This is a genomic window from Microvirga splendida, from assembly GCF_016427565.1.
GTDB lineage: Bacteria > Pseudomonadota > Alphaproteobacteria > Rhizobiales > Beijerinckiaceae > Microvirga > Microvirga splendida.
The window spans coordinates 1-16,883 of the sequence record NZ_JAELXT010000054.1 but is presented as its reverse complement, the minus strand read 5'-3'; the positions used below and the strand labels follow the sequence as shown (position 1 = coordinate 16,883).

At 67.7% G+C, this 16,883-nt stretch carries 13 protein-coding genes; 7 read left to right on the top strand and 6 right to left on the bottom strand.

Translation table 11 applies throughout. The features are described 5' to 3' along the window. Positions 1-73: 73 nt before the first annotated feature. A complete protein-coding gene (locus JAO75_RS24225) occupies positions 74-991 on the bottom strand; it encodes a DMT family transporter (RefSeq protein WP_246742704.1) in 918 nt (305 codons plus the stop codon). Between the two features lie 158 nt (positions 992-1,149). Here JAO75_RS24225 and JAO75_RS24220 point away from each other — a divergent pair, with 158 nt between their 5' ends. Continuing rightward, positions 1,150-2,139, top strand: a complete 990-nt coding sequence (locus tag JAO75_RS24220; protein WP_199051773.1) for a mechanosensitive ion channel family protein — start codon at positions 1,150-1,152, stop codon at positions 2,137-2,139. On the opposite strand, the gene JAO75_RS24215 is transcribed toward JAO75_RS24220, so the two are convergent. Both JAO75_RS24215 and JAO75_RS24210 read right to left on the bottom strand, forming a co-directional pair. Further along, positions 2,140-2,955 carry a potassium channel family protein gene (locus tag JAO75_RS24215; protein ID WP_199051772.1) on the bottom strand — a complete coding sequence of 272 codons (816 nt, stop codon included), beginning with the start codon at positions 2,953-2,955 and terminating at the stop codon, positions 2,140-2,142. Between the two features lie 210 nt (positions 2,956-3,165). After that, complete coding sequence (locus JAO75_RS24210) at positions 3,166-3,732, bottom strand: tetratricopeptide repeat protein (RefSeq protein WP_199051771.1); 567 nt, start codon at positions 3,730-3,732, stop codon at positions 3,166-3,168. Between the two features lie 320 nt (positions 3,733-4,052). On the opposite strand from JAO75_RS24210, the gene JAO75_RS24205 reads away from it, so the two are divergent. The 6 genes from JAO75_RS24205 to JAO75_RS24180 all read left to right on the top strand — a co-directional run bounded on the left by JAO75_RS24205 (position 4,053) and on the right by JAO75_RS24180 (position 12,574). Then, positions 4,053-6,599, top strand: coding sequence for an ABC transporter ATP-binding protein (locus JAO75_RS24205; protein WP_199051770.1), 2,547 nt, complete (start codon positions 4,053-4,055; stop codon positions 6,597-6,599). A gap of 179 nt (positions 6,600-6,778) precedes the next feature. Further along, entirely contained in the window at positions 6,779-7,690 is a 912-nt protein-coding gene (locus JAO75_RS24200) for an MBL fold metallo-hydrolase (RefSeq protein ID WP_199051769.1), read from the top strand. A 167-nt stretch (positions 7,691-7,857) separates the two neighbouring features. After that, positions 7,858-9,276, top strand: coding sequence for a M10 family metallopeptidase C-terminal domain-containing protein (locus JAO75_RS24195; RefSeq protein ID WP_199051768.1), 1,419 nt, complete (start codon positions 7,858-7,860; stop codon positions 9,274-9,276). A gap of 289 nt (positions 9,277-9,565) precedes the next feature. After that, positions 9,566-10,573 carry an NAD-dependent epimerase/dehydratase family protein gene (locus JAO75_RS24190; RefSeq protein WP_199051767.1) on the top strand — a complete coding sequence of 336 codons (1,008 nt, stop codon included), beginning with the start codon at positions 9,566-9,568 and terminating at the stop codon, positions 10,571-10,573. A 40-nt stretch (positions 10,574-10,613) separates the two neighbouring features. Then, positions 10,614-11,636, top strand: a complete 1,023-nt coding sequence (locus JAO75_RS24185; RefSeq protein WP_246742703.1) for an MraY family glycosyltransferase — start codon at positions 10,614-10,616, stop codon at positions 11,634-11,636. After that, positions 11,633-12,574, top strand: coding sequence for an NAD-dependent epimerase/dehydratase family protein (locus JAO75_RS24180; RefSeq protein ID WP_199051765.1), 942 nt, complete (start codon positions 11,633-11,635; stop codon positions 12,572-12,574). The genes JAO75_RS24185 and JAO75_RS24180 overlap by 4 nt, the downstream gene beginning before the upstream one ends. Here JAO75_RS24180 and JAO75_RS24175 read toward each other — a convergent pair. The 3 genes from JAO75_RS24175 to JAO75_RS24165 form a co-directional block, all read right to left on the bottom strand. After that, positions 12,507-14,471 (bottom strand): nucleoside-diphosphate sugar epimerase/dehydratase, encoded by a 1,965-nt coding sequence (locus JAO75_RS24175; RefSeq protein ID WP_199051764.1) that lies wholly within the window; start codon positions 14,469-14,471, stop codon positions 12,507-12,509. The genes JAO75_RS24180 and JAO75_RS24175 overlap by 68 nt on opposite strands. A 93-nt stretch (positions 14,472-14,564) precedes the next feature. Beyond that, on the bottom strand, positions 14,565-15,347 hold the full coding sequence (locus JAO75_RS24170) for an ABC transporter ATP-binding protein (RefSeq protein ID WP_199051763.1): 783 nt from the start codon (positions 15,345-15,347) through the stop codon (positions 14,565-14,567). Beyond that, positions 15,344-16,348: a FecCD family ABC transporter permease gene (locus JAO75_RS24165; protein ID WP_199051762.1), complete on the bottom strand. Its 1,005-nt coding sequence runs from the start codon at positions 16,346-16,348 to the stop codon at positions 15,344-15,346. Before JAO75_RS24165 ends, JAO75_RS24170 begins: the two co-directional genes overlap by 4 nt. Between the last annotated feature and the right edge of the window lie 535 nt (positions 16,349-16,883).

The following is a 16,883-nucleotide window of genomic DNA, read 5'->3' as shown; positions in this document are numbered from 1 at the left end:
CCGCTGCAACCACAGCCCGGACAGAGTGCGCACTATCATCGGTGCACATCCCACATGAGTTCCGACGCTGTACTTAGCGGAAGCGGCCCCACAGCACGGACGCCAGCGGCATGACGTGGTTGCGCCTCAACGCGATGATGAGAACGCCGCACAGGGCAAGGCCCGTTCCGAGCGCCATGCGGGCGTCGAACCGGTCGCCCGTCACGAGAATGCCCATGGCCACCGTCAGCAGCGGGTTCATGATCAGCAGAGGGGCGATCAGGTTGGCGGGATATTTCCCGATCAGGCCGTAATAGATCGTGTGGGCGATCAGCGACACGACGAGGGCGGAAAACAGAAGCGCCGCCACGAAGCCCCAGCCGGCGGCCAGCGCCTTGTCCACCTGACCGGTCTCGAGGGTGGTCGTCAGGAGGATCATGGGCGCCACGGACGCCAAGCCGATCCACGCCTGGAACTGGATCGGCCTCACGCCCTTGATCTGCTTCATCATCACGGAAGCGAGCGAGCCGACCGCGGCGGAGGCCAGGATCAGCACGAGGCCGACCGAGAGCGGGAAACCGGCGCTGGGGTCCCACATCACGAGCACGCCGCCGATGAAGGTCAGCGCAATGCCCAAGCCCCGCCGCCAGTAGATCCGCTCGCCCAGCATGACAACGGACAGGAGCGTGGTGATCGGCAGGCCGAGCTGGCTCACCACCGCAGCACTCGACGGGCTCGCCGTCCTGATGCCGAGGAAGAACAACGCGAAGCCGCCGCCGCCCATCAGGAACCCGACCAGGAGCATGCGCCATCGCGGCCGCGGCGCCGGGAGCAGCCAGGGAAGAGCGAGCACCGCCACGATGCCGAAGCGCACGGCCGCATAGAACAGCGGCGGGATCTCCATGCCCGACACGACGATCTTGCTGACAATGGTATGGGCCGCCCACAGGAAGCAGACGAGAAACATCAGGAAGAAATCGCGCAGGGCCATGAAGCTGGATAGCTCGGCCATGGGCAAAGTTGCAAATGCCGGGAGCGGGGGGCTGGCATGCCGGCAGGCGATGGAACCACGCGACGCCGTGCGGCGCATCGACCGGCCAACGGCGCCGCCAGGAACCGATTGCGCCGCCGCCACGTTCGCCCGGATCGTTCACCGATGCGGAGGCCCGCTTGCAAGCCGACACCACAATCACCCTGGAGCGCATCGAGGGTTACATCGCGGGCTTCTGGTGGATCCTTCCCAACCTCGGCATCGCCCTCGTGGTCGGCGGCCTCTTCCTGATCGCCGCAAGCCTCGCGCGCCGGGCCGTGCTGCGGGTGTTCAAGCGGCGGGCCCGGCCCGACCTCGCCGTCATGCTGGCGGGCGCCGTGCGCTGGGCGATCATCGGACTCGGCCTCCTGGTGGTCGCCACCATCGTGTTCCCGTCGGTAAGCCCGGCGAACCTGCTCTCGACCCTCGGCATCGGCTCCATCGCCATCGGCTTCGCCTTCAAGGACATCCTGCAGAACTGGCTCGCGGGCCTGCTGATCCTGCTGCGCCAGCCCTTCCGGCCCGGCGACCAGATCGTCGTCGGCACGCATGAGGGCACGGTCGAGCACATCGAGGCGCGCGCGACCCTGATCAAGACCTATGACGGGTGCCGCGTGATCATTCCCAACAGCGCCGTCTACACCGATGCCGTGACGGTCAACACCGCCTTCCCGCTGCGCCGCAGCCAGTACGACGTGGGCATCGGGTACAGCGACGACATCGACCATGCCTGCGACGTCATCCTCGCGGCGATCCGCAACGTCGAGGGCGTGGCCGAGGACCCGGCGCCGGAGGCCTTCGCCTGGGAGATCGCCAGCTCGTCCATCAACATCCGTGTCCGCTGGTGGACCCATTCCAAGCGTTCCGAGGTGGTGCGCACCCAGGGCCGCGTGGTCCGGGCGATGAAGCGGGCCCTGACCGAGGCCGAGATCGATCTGCCCTTCTCCACCAACGTGGTTCTTCTGCACGACCAGACCGACGAGGCGGACGGCGACCGCCGCCGTCAGCGGGAGGGCTGGCCGGCTGGAGACGAGCCGCCCGCGCCGCGCCACCTCAACGAGGTCGTGGTCGAGGGCGAGGCCGACCGCTCGCGCCCGGAGGGCAGGCCGCCGTCGCGGCGCCGCTCCTGATCATGGCGGCGGGGCGCCGGGGACCTCCCGTTCCTGCCGAAGGTCCCGGCGCAGGGCCGCTATCTCGCTGCGCAGCGCGGCGATCTCCTTTGCCCCCGCCACCTCGCCCTGGTCCGACGCCGCATCGCGCCCGACGAAGAAGGACGCGAAGCTCGCCGTGATGTAGCCGAACACGGCAAAGCCGTAGAGCGCGAGCAGGAAGCACAGGATGCGCCCCTCCGGGGTCTTCGGCCAGAACTCGGACCCCATGGTGGCGAGCAGCATCCCGGTCCACCACAGGGCATCGGGATAGCTCTCGAACCCGCCGTCCACCTGCGAGGCGGGCTCGAAGGCGAGCATTCCCCCGGCGCCCAGCAGCGCGACCAGCACGGTCAGGCCCGTGACGTAGCCCAGCCCGCGCCGGCTCAGGCTCGCCCGCAGGGCGTTCATGCCCCTGTTGGCGGTGCCGACGATGCGCACCAGCCGAAGGCCGCGCGCGGCCCGCGCCGCGCGCAGGACCCGGAAGGCGCGAAAGAGCCGGAAAGCCGGGACCGCGAGGGCAATGATCGTGAGCCAGTTTGCACGCAGGAAGGCGATCTTTTCGGGCGCGAGCGCGAAGCGGACTACGAATTCGGCGATGAAGGCAATCCAGATCGCGGTGCCGAAGGTCTCCAGCGCGTCGAAGGTGCCCCAGATCAGCTCGACCACCACGAGCAGGAGCCACAGGAAGCTGAGCACCAGCATCGGGGTCCGCAGCCAATCGTCGAGTTCGGCGAGGGCGTTCCAGCGCTCGTCCTCGCTCGGCGCCCCCTCCGTAGGTTGAGTCTCATCCGTCATCCATGGTCTCCCGGATCCGTGCCGAGACAACCGTTCTCCCTGCGGCCGGGTCCGAGGCCGGCGGCAGGAACGTCTAGAGCATCGTGCGGAAAAGTGGATCCGGTTGTCGCTAGCGCGGCCCGCAGGGTCCGGGCCACACGATGCTCTCACTCAAGAAGAAAGCACCGGATTCGATCCCAAAAGTGCAAGTCCACTTTTGGGTCCGAGGCTTTAGTGCAGCATCAGGTGGTGGGGCGAGAGGTTCTCCAGCATGTCGCGCAGATCCTCCATGTGCGGATTGATTCCGAGCGCGATCTGGAAGGCCGCGCGGGCCTCGTTGAGGTGGCCGTGACGCAGGCAGAGATTGCCGAAGCCGGCGATGGCGCCGAAATGGCGCGGCTCGAGGCGCAGGGTCTGGGCGATGTCGAGCAGGCTGTCCGCATCGCGCTTCTCGATGGAGGCGAGCGTCGCGCGCTTGTTCCAGGCCTCCGGCCAGCCCGGGCACATGGCGACCAGATGGTCGAGCAGGGGCTTGGCCTTCTTGAGCTCCCCCGAGCCCAGGGCCTCCACGGCCGCCGCCATGGTCTCCTCGGCGATCCGGTCCTCGTGCGAGCTCCACAGGGCCCAGATCTGGTCCTCGATCTCCTCCACGGGCCGGGGCGGCTCCTCCATGGCAAGCTCCCGGAACAGATCCGTGAGGCGGTGCGGCAGGTCCGGGCAGGGCGCGCGCGCCGGAACCTCGAGAACGAGCTGGAAAACCGGATCGATCGGCAAGGGGGACGGCAAGGGGGACGTCATGGGCGGGCTCACCGATCCTCCGTGGCAGGCCGCCAAGAAAGGCGACATAGACAAGACAGGGGACATAGCGTTGAAGCGCGGCGAGGCGAGAGGGCAAATCGGCGCCGGTACCGAAACCCGCACACGCAAAGAGGCTCCGGCGCGGCCTGGGCAGCCGAAGGGCCGCGCCGCTGAAAAGCGCACCCCGGTTTTCCAACCGGCCCGACGCGCTACTTAGAGGATGAAGCATCGGACGAATCCCAAAAGTGGTTTCCACTTGCGGGTCCGATGTTCTAGGTTCCGCTAACGTCACCGAACCCGAACGATCATTGGAGCTGCCCTTGGGAGCTGTCATCGAGCGCGACCCGCTGCGCCTGGCCTGGAAAACCTCGCCCGCCCGCCACGTTGCGGGCTTCGGGCTTCTGGCGCTGGCCGGCTTCCTGATCCTGATCGGCCTCGACCTGGTCCGGCAGCTCGTCGACCGGGCGACCGGCGGCCCCGAGGCGTGGAATGCCCCGGCCAGCTTCCTGCGGATCGCCCTCACCCCACCGGCCGACCTGTGGCCCGGCTCCCTGGTGCTGTTTCCCGGCTTCGCCCTCGATTCCGCGACCTTTGCGCTTGCCGCCGTGGCCGGCGTGCTGCTCGTCCCCCTGGCGCTCGGCCTGATCCTGGCGGCGCTCGAATGGGTGGCGGCCGGTATCGGCCTCAACATGCTGACGCGGGCCCAGTCGGCGGCCCTCGACATCATCCTGAAAGTGCCCTCCGCGTCCCACGATGAGATCGCCATGATCTCGACGCTCGCCTCCCGGGGGCTCGCCCGCGAGAACGGCGTGCTGGGAGCGAGCCTCCTGGTCCCGGTGAAGCTCGGCGGCATGATCGGGCTGGCCTGCGTCTATGTGTTCGTCATGGACTGGTATCTCGGCGCGGTTCTGGCCGTGACCCTGGCGCTGGCCATGGTCGTGAGCGCGCGCCGGGCGCTCCTGCGCTTCGACGCCGCCGCGGCCCGCCACCGGGAGGGCGACGAGGCCGAAGGGGTGTTCGCCGGTCTCGAGCAGCGCCTTCCGGCCCTGCGCGCGCATGGCACCGCCCCCTACGAGCGCGACCGGGTGCGCCAGGCCCTGATCGGCGGCCATCGTCCCGTGATGCGGGAGGAGTACCGCCTGGCCGTCCTGGAGGCCGCCTCCGCGGCCATGCTCATGATCGCCCCCCTGGCGGTGCTGGCCCTCGGGGCCTGGTTCTCGCAGGTTCGCCCGCTGAGCGCCGGCACGGTCGCGGCCAGCGTGCTCGCGGCGGCGCTCGCCGCCTACGGCACGCGCGAGGTGGTGCAGTGGCACCGGCTGATCATGCGGGCCAGGGCACTGCTCATCGATCTCGGCAAGGGCCTGGCGCCGCTGAAGCTGCGCGCCGCTCTCAAAGGAAAGGCCGCGCTGCCGGAGAACGGCGCCCTCGTGGCTGAAGGAGTCTCCGCCTACGATCCGGCGAGCGGCGCGCGCGTTTCGTCCGTCAACCTCACCCTCGCCTTCCCGTCCCATGTGGCCCTGGTGGGCGACGGCGATGCGGGCCCGAGGCTTCTCGCCGCCCTCATGAGCGGCCAGCTGCCGCCCTCCATGGGCCGCCTCACCTATGGCGGCGTGGATCTCGCCGCAGCCAGTCCCGTGGAGCGCAGCCAGCGCATCGCCTTCACAGGGCAGACGGTGCTGATCGAGGGCAGCCTGAAGGACAACCTGCTCTATGGCTGCTCGGCACCGGCGGGCGAGCGCGACCACCGCCTCTCCGAGGCCATCGCCATCGCCGGGCTCGACCGCCTGACCCATGCCCGCGGCCTCTCCGGCACCATCGATCCCGCCAGAGAGCCGAAATTCGCCGAGGCCGTGGTGGCGGCGCGTCGCTTCGTCGAAGCGGCGCTCGCCGCCGAGAACCTCGACCGCTTCGTCGATCCCTTCAGCGCCACGCGCTATAACCGCTACGCCACGATCGGCGAGAACCTGCTGTTCGGGAAGCCCATCGGTGATGCATTCCGGGAGGATAGCCTGTCGGGCCACCCCTTCGTGCGCGCCATCCTGGAGGCCAACGAGCTCACCAAGCCGCTCGCCCGCATGGGGCTGTCCATCGCCACCAGCATGATCGAGATCTTCTCCGAGATCCCGGACGGTTCCCCGCTCTTCGACCGCTTCTCCTTCTTCTCGTCCGCGGACCGGCCCTACTTCCAGGATCTCGTCGACCGAAAGAACGAGCAGCGGCGCAGCGACCAGACCTCCCGCGACCAGGAGCGCCTCATCGGCCTGGCCCTTCGCTACAACGAGAGCCGGCATCGCCTGGGGCTCCTCGAGCCCGGCCTGGAGGAGCGCATCCTCGTGGCCCGGGCCGATTTCGCCCGCATGCTGCCGGTGAGCCTGAAATCGTCCATCGAGTTCTACGACGAGGCGCGGTTCTGCGCGGCGGCGAGCATTCAGGACAACCTGCTCTTCGGACGCATCGCGGCCGATCAGGCCGGCGCCCTCGAGGCGGTGCAGGAGGTGACCCGCCGGGTGCTGACCCAGCGCGGCCTCGACGGCGAGGTCTCGCGCATCGGGCTCGACACGCCGATCGACCCGCAGGGCGACGACCTGACCCTGACCGAGCTGGCCGCGGTCGATCTGGTGCGCGGCCTCGTGCGCCGGCCGAGCATCCTGGTGGTGCAGCGGGCCCTCGACGGCCTGCCGGGGCCGGCCGCCGACAAGCTGGTGATGAACCTGCGCCGGGCGCTCGTGGGCCGCGGCCTGATCCTCGTGACGCCCGAGATCTCGCCCGCCATGGATCAACCGCCCTTCGACGCGGTTATCCATTTCGAGCGCGGCGAGCCGGTGATGGAGCGCCGCACCCGGCGCCTGCAGGCCCTGAGCGCGTGACATCTTTCGCCCTGCGCGGAATGCGCCGGTTAAGACCAGGAGCATCGAATGGATCCCAAAAGTGGCTTCCACTTTTGGGCCCGATGCTCTTGACCGGCTGTCCGTCTCGGGGGCAGCTTAGCGCGGTTCGTGTGCGCCAGCGCACATAAGAGGGGTTTTCGTTACATCATGATCCTGCCATGGTAAGGCGTGTTGCATCCTCTGACGCATTGCAGGTCCGGTTCTGGGGCACACGCGGCTCCACCTGCGCGTCCGGACCTCAGTTCGTCGAGTTCGGATCGCACACGCCCTGCGTCGAGGTCCGATGCGGCGAGCGCCTCTTCATCCTCGATGCGGGCACCGGCCTGTCTTCCCTGGGCATGGAGCTCGGCCAGAACGCTCCCGACAAGATCGACATCCTCCTCAGCCACCTCCATCTCGACCACATCAGCGGCCTGCCCTTCTTCAAGCCGGCGCTGCTTGCCAAGGAGCGCGTGATCCGAACCTATTGCGGGCACCTAGAAGGCGAGAGCGCCATGGAGCCTTTGGGGAGGCTCTTCGCCCCGCCGTTGTTTCCGGTGCGCCTCGGCCAGCTGCCGGCCCGGTTCGAGTATCACGGCTTCAGGGCCGGCGAGCCGATCACCTTCGACGACGGCACCCGGATCGACACCCATCTTCTCAACCATCCGGGCGGCGCCACCGGGTTTCGCCTGAGCCATCGGGGCCGCAGCGTCTGCTACATCAGCGACGTGGAGCACAGCGACCCCTGGCCTGATCCGGGCCTCGCCGCCTTCGTGCGCGACGCCGACCTCATGATCTTCGACGGCATGTTCTCGGATGCCGAATATTCCTATTGCCGCGGCTGGGGCCATTCCACCTGGCAGAAGGGCGTGGAGCTCTCGAAGGCCGCCGGCGTGAAGGCGCTCGCGATCTTCCACCTCTATCCCGGCCATGACGACGCCTATCTGAAAGCCGCCGAGGCCGAGATGCAGGCCGTGATGCCCACCGCCTTCATGGCCCGCGAGCGCCAGAGCCTCGCCTTCGAGCCCTCCGACGGCGAAGCGGCGGTCGAGTGCCCCGAGCCCGCCCTGGCACGGGCGAACGAGGGCTGATCGGGCGTTAGCAGATCCCGCGAGCTAGAGAGCGAAACCGTGTGCTGGCGCACAGCTCAGCTCTTCCGGGACGGCTCTCTGAATTGTCAATGACTCATTATAACGTATAGTAAGCCCCATGAGGTCCCGACGAACGGGCAATGCGAAGGCTTCTTGCGAGGATGACCATGGCTAATACTCCTACCATTTTCACGATGGGTTTTGATGGCGACTACACCAGGATCATTGAGGACGCTGAGCCCACGCGCCTGGACTGGAACGGCAATGCGCAGGTCGTCAGCGGCTATGGAATTTACAACATACAGGTTGCTGTATTCAGCGCCGATCCGCAGCATGATTTCCTTGGCATCGCTCCGGGAAGCGGAGTAACTGCCTCGCCGGGCTTTCCTGTCGGCAGCGGCATCACGATCGGTGGCGTCCAGGCCATTGTCATGCCTGGCGGATCCGGAACCCACAATTTTCACATTCAGTTCCCGGATCTGACGACACCGGAAGAGGGCGACTACACGGTAGTTGATCCTTGGGTCGCCCAGCAGTTCATTCGAGCGCTGACCTACCAGAACACGTCGGAGACGCTGCCCGATAACTTCCAGCGGCAGGTTTTCGTCTCCGTCGCGAATGAGGTTGGCGATCATACCCAGGATATTGTGACTTTCACCAAATGGCTCCCCCATCACGGCCCCGACACAGGCGGCAGTGCGAACAATCCCGGCGGCGGTGGGAATCTTCCGCCCAGCATCGCGGGCAATCTCGCCAGCGCGACGATCTCGGAGGCCGCCGCCCCCTTCTCCCAGGTGACCGTGACGGATCAGAACGGGGACAACCTGACGCTCACGGTGGGCATCAGCGATCCCAGCCGGGGCTCGTTCCTGGCCTCGAGCCTGAGCGGCGGCACCTACAATCCTGTGACCGGCATCTACAGCGTCAGCGGCACGCCCGCGCAGGTGCAGGCCGCGCTCATGAACCTGGTCTTCGTGAAGGCTCCCTATGCGGAGAATGCGCCGGCTTCCGTGGTGCCGCTGTCCTTCACCGTCAGCGTCAGCGACGGCATGGCGAGCACCTCCAAAATCTTCAGCGCAAGTCTGTGGTTCAACCGCGCAGACACGATCAAGGGCAGCTCCCGCAGCGAAAAGCTCTACGGCGAGAGCGGCAAGGACAAGCTCTACGGCCATGCCGGCAACGACCTCCTCGACGGCGGTTCCGGGGCGGATACGCTCTTTGGCGGCACAGGCAACGACAAGGTCTATGGCGGCACGGGCAAGGACGTGTTCGTGTTCGACACGCGGCCGAACAAGCGCTCCAATGTCGATAAGATCTACGACTTCAAGAGCCGGGACGACAGCATCCACCTGGACAACAAATACTTCACCAAGCTGGGCTCCGGCTCGTCCAAGGGCAAGAAGTTCAAGAGCGACATGTTCGTGGAAGGCAAGAAGGCCAAGGATGCCGAGGACCGGATCGTCTACGACAAGAAGACCGGCGCGCTCTACTACGACCAGGACGGCACCGGCTCGAAGGCCCAGGTGAAGATCGCCACCATCACCAACAAGACCACCCTCAAGTATCACGACTTCTTCGTGATCTGAGCCGTCTGACATTCGCGAGCGCCCGCCGGCCCCGTCCGGCGGGCCTTTACGGCACATCGCCTACGCCACCGACGGCCTCCGGGAGACATTCGCCAGAGCATCCTCCGCGAATGGTCTCCCTTTTGCTGAAAAATCCACTAAAGCATCGAACCCAAAAGTGGACTTGCACCTTTGGGTTCGAATCCGATGCTTCCTTCTTGGATGAGAGCATCGTGTGACCGGAAAAACCGGGTCCACTTTTCCGCACGATGCTCTAAGGTGCCCGCGTTCTCATCAGGCGGGCACCCTCATGTCCTCTCCCATTCTCGTCACCGGTGCGGCCGGGTTCATCGGTTTTCACGTGGTGCGGAGGCTTCTGGCCGACGGACACCAGGTGGTGGGCGTCGACAGCTTCACGCCCTATTACGACGTCGGCCTGAAAGAGGCCCGCTTCGCCAGGCTCACCCCGCACAACACCTTTCTCGGCGAGCGCCTGGACCTCGCCGACCAGCAAGCCACCCGCGACCTGTTCCGGCACCACCGCTTCGAGCGGGTGATCCATCTCGCCGCCCAGCCGGGCGTGCGCTTCGTCGACCCGCAGCCCTATGCCGCCTCGAACCTCATGGGCTTCATGAGCATGCTCGAGGCCTGCCGGCACGAGGAGGTGCAGCACCTCGTCTACGCCTCGTCGAGTTCGGTCTACGGCGCCAACCGCAAGCTGCCGTTCTCCGAGCACGACACCACGGATCACCCGATCAGCCTCTATGCCGCCACCAAGAAGGCCAACGAGATGATGGCGCATTCCTACGCCTCGCTCTTCGGCCTGCCTTCCACGGGCCTGCGCTTCTTCACCGTCTACGGCCCCTGGGGCCGGCCCGACATGGCGGTGTACAAGTTCACCCACGCCATCGCGCAAGGACGCGAGATCCAGGTGGCGAATGCCGGGCAGGTCTGGCGCGACTTCACCTATGTGGACGACATCGTGGAAGGCATCGTGCGGTTGGTCGAGCGCGCACCCTCGGGCGACCCGGCCTGGAACGCGGAAAACCCCGACCCGGCCACCAGCGCGGCGCCGCACCGGGTCTACAACATCGGCAACGACTCGCCCGAAGAGGTGAACCGGCTGATCGCCCTGATCGAGGGGGCGCTGGGCAAGCAGGCGAACCGCGTCGACGTACCCCTGCCGCCGGGCGACGTGCTCGAGACCCGCGCCGACGTCACGGATCTGCGCCGCGACGTGGGCTTCGCGCCCGCCACGGCCCTGGAGGAGGGCATCAGGCGCTTCGTCGCGTGGTATCGCGACTATCACGGATCTTGAGATGGTTCCCGTCGAGCCCCTATTGTCCATGATATACCTCATGGTCTTGTTCGGATCCGCCCTTGTTTCGGCTCTTCTGATCCTGATCCTGAAGCCGCTGCTCGTCCGTTATGCGCTGGCACGTCCCAACGCGCGGTCTAGTCACAAGATTCCGACTCCGCAGGGCGGTGGGATCGCGGTGATCGGCGCATGCCTCCTTGTCACAGGCGCAGCCCTGCTCACGGGCAACGCTCTGCCAGCCTCGTTCACCGTCGTGATTGTTGCCACCCTCATGCTGGCCTTGGTCGGCGCTGTGGATGACATCCGCCCCCTGCCCGCGATCCCGCGTCTGCTGCTGCAGATTGCAGCGGTAACCGCAGTCGTGGTGGCGAGCGATATGCGGGTGCTGCCGGAGTCCGTTCCCCTGGCTGTCGAGCAGGCACTTCTCGTCGTTGGCGGCGTCTGGTTCGTGAACCTGGTCAACTTCATGGACGGGCTCGACTGGATCACGGTGGCCGAGATGGTGCCGGTCACCGCCTTCATCGCTCCCTTGTATTTTGTTGCGGTGGCATCCTTGCCCAAAGAGGCTAACGTCTCAGAGGTCATGTTTGTGGCTGCCTCGCTCTGCGGCGCGCTCCTCGGCTTCGCGCCGTTCAACAAGCCCGTCGCCCGGCTCTTTCTCGGCGACGTGGGTTCGCTGCCCATCGGGCTTCTCGTCGGCTGGATGCTGCTGCAGCTCGCCGGAACCGGCGCCCTCGCGGCGGCTCTGCTGCTGCCGCTCTATTACCTGATGGACGCCACCATCACCCTGCTGCGCCGCTTACGCCGCGGTGAAAAAGTGTGGGAGGCGCATCGCAGCCATTTCTACCAGAAGGCCACCGATAACGGCTTCTCGGCGCTCGGCGTCAGCGCCCATGTGTTCGGGCTCAACCTTGTCCTGGCGGGTCTCGCCGCTATGACACTGATCTGGCCCTCGGGCGCCGTGCAGGTTGCGGCTCTCGGCGCAGGGGTCGTCCTCGTCGGCCTGGTCCTCAGGCGCTTTTCCACCCCACGCCCAAAAATTCCCTTGGAGGTTTCCCGATGAACGCACCCCTGATTGCCCTGACCGGCTCGACGGGTTTCATCGGACGCCACCTTCTAACCGAATTGCCCAAGCGCGGCTATCGCGTCCGGGTGCTGCTGCGCCGCCCGTCCGAGGTGCCGGCGGGTGCCGCCAGCGCCGTGATCGGCGACATCGCCTCGCCGCACAACATGGCAGCGGCCCTGCGCGACGTGGACATGGTGATCCACTCGGCGGGCCTGGCGCACGCCATGTCGGGCCGCCCGGAGGACGATTACCGCAGCATCAACACGGAGGCGACGGTGAAGCTCGCGCAGGCCGCCGAGCGGGCCGGCGTGAAGCGCTTCGTCTTCCTCTCGTCGATCCGCGCCCAAAGCGGTCCCTCGGCCGAGGGCGTGCTGACCGAGGCCATGGAGCCGAAGCCCACGGATGCCTATGGTCGCTCGAAGCTCGAGGCGGAGCGGGGCTTGGCGGAGCTCGGCCTCGACTGGGCGGCCCTGCGCCCGGTTCTGGTCTACGGCCCCGGCGTGAAGGGCAACATGGCCGCGCTGCTGGCCCTGGCGCAGTCGCCCTGGCCCCTGCCGCTCGGCGGGCTTAAGGCCCGGCGCTCGCTTCTCTCCCTCGACAACCTGGCCGCGGCGGTGGACACGGTGCTGAAGGCGGACGGGCCCTTGAGGCGCCCCTTCATCGTGGCCGATCCGGAGCCGGTGACGATCCCCGAGATGGTGGCGGCCCTGCGCAAGGGCCTCTCGCGCGCGCCGGGGCTGATCCCGGTCCCGTCCTTCATCCTCAAAGGAGGGGCGGCTCTGGCGGGGAAAGGCGAGGCCTACCAGCGTCTGGCGGGTTCGCTGGTGGCAAGCCCGGAAGCTTTGAGGAGTTTGGGCTGGCAGCCGGTCAGTTCGACGCGCGACGCGCTTGCGGAACTGGCGCGGCAAGCTGGGGGGCAGGCGTCCGGCGCTTGAATTCCGGGATCGCCTCCTCGAACACCCGCTCGGCGAGCGCCCGGTCGCCGTCCGCGATGGCCCGGGCCAGCATCGTGAGCCAAGCCTCGACCCGCTGGCGATCGGCGAAGATGGGCTTGGCCGCCATGACGCCGTCGATGCCGATCTCCGTGCGGGGCTCCTCGCGGGCGAACAGGATCTCGTGCAGGCGCTCGCCGGCGCGGGCCCCGGTGACGGCAATCTCGATGTCCTCGCCCGGCTCGTAGCCGGCGAGCCGGATCATGCGCTCGGCGAGCTCATAGATGCGAACCGGCTGGCCCATCTTCAGCACGTAGACCGAAGCGCGCTCATCCCCGTTGGAGCGCTCCGTCAGGGACCGGCTTTCCTCCGCGTGGGACGCCGAGGTCAGCACCAGGTCGGCCGCCTCGCGGGTGGTCATGAAGTAGCGCACCATGTCCGGGTGGGTGACCGTGACGGGGCCGCCGCGGGCGATCTGCGCCTTGAACTTCGGCACCACGGAACCGACCGAGCCCAGCACGTTGCCGAAGCGCACCGCGATGGTGCGGGTGGCGCCGTTGCGGCCCATGAACTCCGCATCCAGCGCCTGCCCGTACATCTCGGCGAAGCGCTTGGTGGCGCCCAGCATGGAGACCGGATCGATGGCCTTGTCGGTGGAGATCATCACGATGGTGTCGGCGCCCGCCTCGACGGCCGCGTCGGCCACGTTCACCGAGCCGAAGACGTTGGTCTTGATGCCCTCGGTCCAGTTCTTCTCGAGATAGGGCACGTGCTTGAGGGCGGCGGCGTGGAACACCACCTCGGGCCGGAACTCGCTCATCACCTCGCGCACCCGCTCCCGGTCGCGCACGTCGGCGATGACGCCGTCCACCCGGGTGTCGCTGGACAGGAGCGTCGGGTTTTCGAGAATGTGGTGCAGGGACGGCTCGGAGCTTTCCAGGATCAGAAGATCGCTCGCCCCGAAGGCCACCGCGCGGGTGCAGATCTCGGACCCGATGGAGCCGCCACCGCCCGTGACGAGCACGCGCTTGCCGCGGATGAAGGTCTCCAGCCGCTGCCGGTCGATCTGCACCGTGGGGCGCAGGAGCAGGTCCTCGATTTCGAGCGGCGCGAGCTCGGCGTTGCGCATGCCCTCGCCGAGGCTCGTCACCCGCACCAGCGGCAGGCCGAGGCGCCGCGCGCGGGCGAGCAGCATGTCCGGGTTCGCCTCCGGCGTCAGCGCGCTCGGGGTCGCCAGCAGCCGGCGGATGGGGATGCCCCGCTCCTGGAAGTCCTGAACGACCTGATCCATGTCGTCGAAGGTGCCCAGCACCGGGATGCCGCGCATGGACTGGCCGAGATCGTCGCTCCGGTAGGAGAGAATGCCCCTGGGTTGGATCTTCTTGACCGTGCCCGCCTCGATGGCCCGCAGGATCACCTCCACGTCGCTGATGCGCCCGAGCAGCAGGGTCGGCGTGCTGGCATCGCGCTGCAGGTGGTTCCGGGACCGGGCGTATTTCAGATAGCGGAAGGCGAGCCTTGGTCCGCCCAGCAGGAACATCTGGATCAGCCAGTAGAGGGCGATCGAGATCTTGCCGAAGAAGAAGGTTCCCAACAACTGCGGCGAGACGAGAATGTAGTCCACCACCAGCAGGGTCATGGCCAGGATGCCGGAGGCCCGGAAGATGTTGAAGAGATCCGGCAGGGAGGCGAACCGCCACTTGGAGCGGTAGAGCTGGGAGAACCAGTACACCACGCCGGCGAAGGCGATGAAGGGCGGCAGGAAAAGCGGCAGGTGAACGAGCCGCTCGCTGAGAAACGTCCCCTCGAAGCGCACGAAGAACGTCGCCACGACGGCCACGCCCGTCATCACGAGATCATGCACGATGATGAGAGTTTTCTTGAAGTCCTGCCGATTCATGGCCCTGCCGTCTGCTGCCCCGGGGTATCGGATGGGCTCACCTCTTTGTCAATGTAACTTTGTCCCACCAGCAATGCCTCCAGCGCAAGCCCCTCACGCATCGGACAGAGGACCCTGGGCCACCACCAGAAGGCCTCCCTCCTCCCGCGTGACCCTCGCCCGGATGCCGAAACTGGAGGCGAGGCGGGCCTCGGTGACCACCGCCTCGGGCAGGCCCGAGGCTTCGAGTTTTCCCTGATCGAGCAGGACGATACGGTCGGCGAAGCGGGCCGCCAGGTTCAGGTCGTGCAGGATCGCCACCACGGTCGCCCCAGACCGGGCCTGGGCCCTGAGCCCATCGAGCACGATGAGCTGATGGCGCGGGTCCAGCGCCGCGACGGGTTCGTCGGCGAGCAGAACCGGCGCCTGCGTCGCGAGAGCGCGGGCGAGCAGCATGCGGGCGCGCTCGCCGCCGGACAGGGCGGTGGCGGGACGGCTCTCGAAACCCTCCAGCCCGACGGACAGAAGCGCCGCCTCCACCGCTGCCCGGCCCTGCGCCGGGAGATGGTCCGGCCTCTCGCCATGGGGCAGGCGTCCGAGCGCGACGACGCTTTCGACCGGCAGGGGCCAGGCCACCCCGCCGCCCTGCGGCAGATAGGCGATGGCCCGCGCCCGCTCGGAAGCCCGCATCCGAGCGACGGACGCGCCGTTCAAGGTGATCTCCCCGGCGCTGGGCTTCGCCAGCCCGGCGATCGCCCGCAGCAGGGTGGTCTTGCCGGCGCCGTTGGGGCCGATCAGCGCCGTCAGACGCCCGGGCTCCAGGGCGAGGTCGATGCCCTGGAGCGCGCGGCGGGCCCCGAGATCGACCGAAAGGGCGCGGATCTCCAGGCCCGTCATGCGGGCGCCTCCACCAGCTCGGCCCTGCGGCGCGCGATCACCCACAGGAAGAACGGCACGCCGATGAGCGCCGTCAGCACGCCGACCTTGACCTCGGCCCCGGACGGGATGAGGCGGACGGTGCAATCCGCCGCCAGCAGCAGGGCTGCGCCCACGAGGCCTGCGGGCACGAGGGTGCGGGCCGGATCGTAGCCCACGAAGGGACGCACCAGGTGGGGCGCCACGAGGCCGACGAAGCCGATGGACCCGGCGACCGCAACCGAGGCGCCCGTGCCGATGGCGGCGCCCGCGACGATGAGGCCGCGCAGCCGCGCCACGTCGGTTCCGAGGCTGCGCGCCGTCTCCTCCCCGAGCGCCAACGCCCGCAGGCCCGAGGCGGTCTTCAGGATCAGGAGCGAGGCGACGAGAATGAACGGGGCGGCAAGGAGCACATGGACCATGGACCGGTCCTCGAAGGAGCCGAGCAGCCAGAACACGATCTCCGCCACCGCGAACGGATTGGGCGACAGGCTGATGGCCAGCGACGTGCCGGCGCCCGCGAGGCTCCCGACCGCAAGGCCGGCGAGAACCAGCACCACGATGGTGGCGCTTCGCCCCGCCACCGCCACCACGAGGGCGATGGACAGGAGGGCGCCCGCGATGGCTGCGAAAGGCAACGCCCAGGACAGGGTGCCGATGAGGCCGGAATAGATCACCAGCACCGCGCTGAGAGCCGCCGCCTGCGGCGCGCCGAACACCGCCGTGTCGGCGAGCGGGTTGCGCAGCAATCCTTGCAGGGCCGCGCCCGACACGCCGAAGACCCAGCCGATGAGAAGGGCGAGAAGGGTGCGCGGCAGCCGGATCTCCCGCACCACGATGCTGGCCGCTCCCTGGTCCAGCACCAGGGCCTTGACCGCCCCGACAATTGAGATCGGCGCCGGGCCGATGGCCAGGGAAGCGAGGCTCAACCCCGCCAGGAGGGCGATGAGGCCAGGAATGGGAGGGGACCGGAGGCGAGCCATGGGGAGGTGTTTTTGTTGCTCCCGTCGATAGAGCATGAAACGCCGGGACGGCAAAGCGCCTCCGCCTCTCGTTCGTCACCACCACCTCGTCATCCCGGACGCAGCGCAGCGGCGATCCGGGATCGTGGGCAGGATAAGACGCGGGTCTTCCCTGCTTCATCTGCGAGCGAGGGTGGGGATGCGACCTGGCGGGGCCTGGAACCAGCATGGCGCGTCTCCCTCTCCCGTGTGGGAGAGGGCTGGGGTGAGGGAAGGCCGATGCCGGAGAAGATGCTGCGGGTGACGTGCTGCAGCGGACACGGTGACGCCAAACTGGACAAGCGCCACGCCCTCACCCCTGCCCCTCTCCCGCCCGGGAGAGGGGAGGCTCCGGTGTCATCCCCGGCGAGCGAAGCGAGGGAAGGGGATCCATGGCAGTGTGTGTGAGTGGATTCCCGTCCCCTCCGCTGGCGCGTCCTTCCGGTAATGGGATGGTCCGGCCGTGCTTCTGCCCCGCTTGTTCGTAAGCTGTGGGGTTTCGAGCCACGCAAGGAGC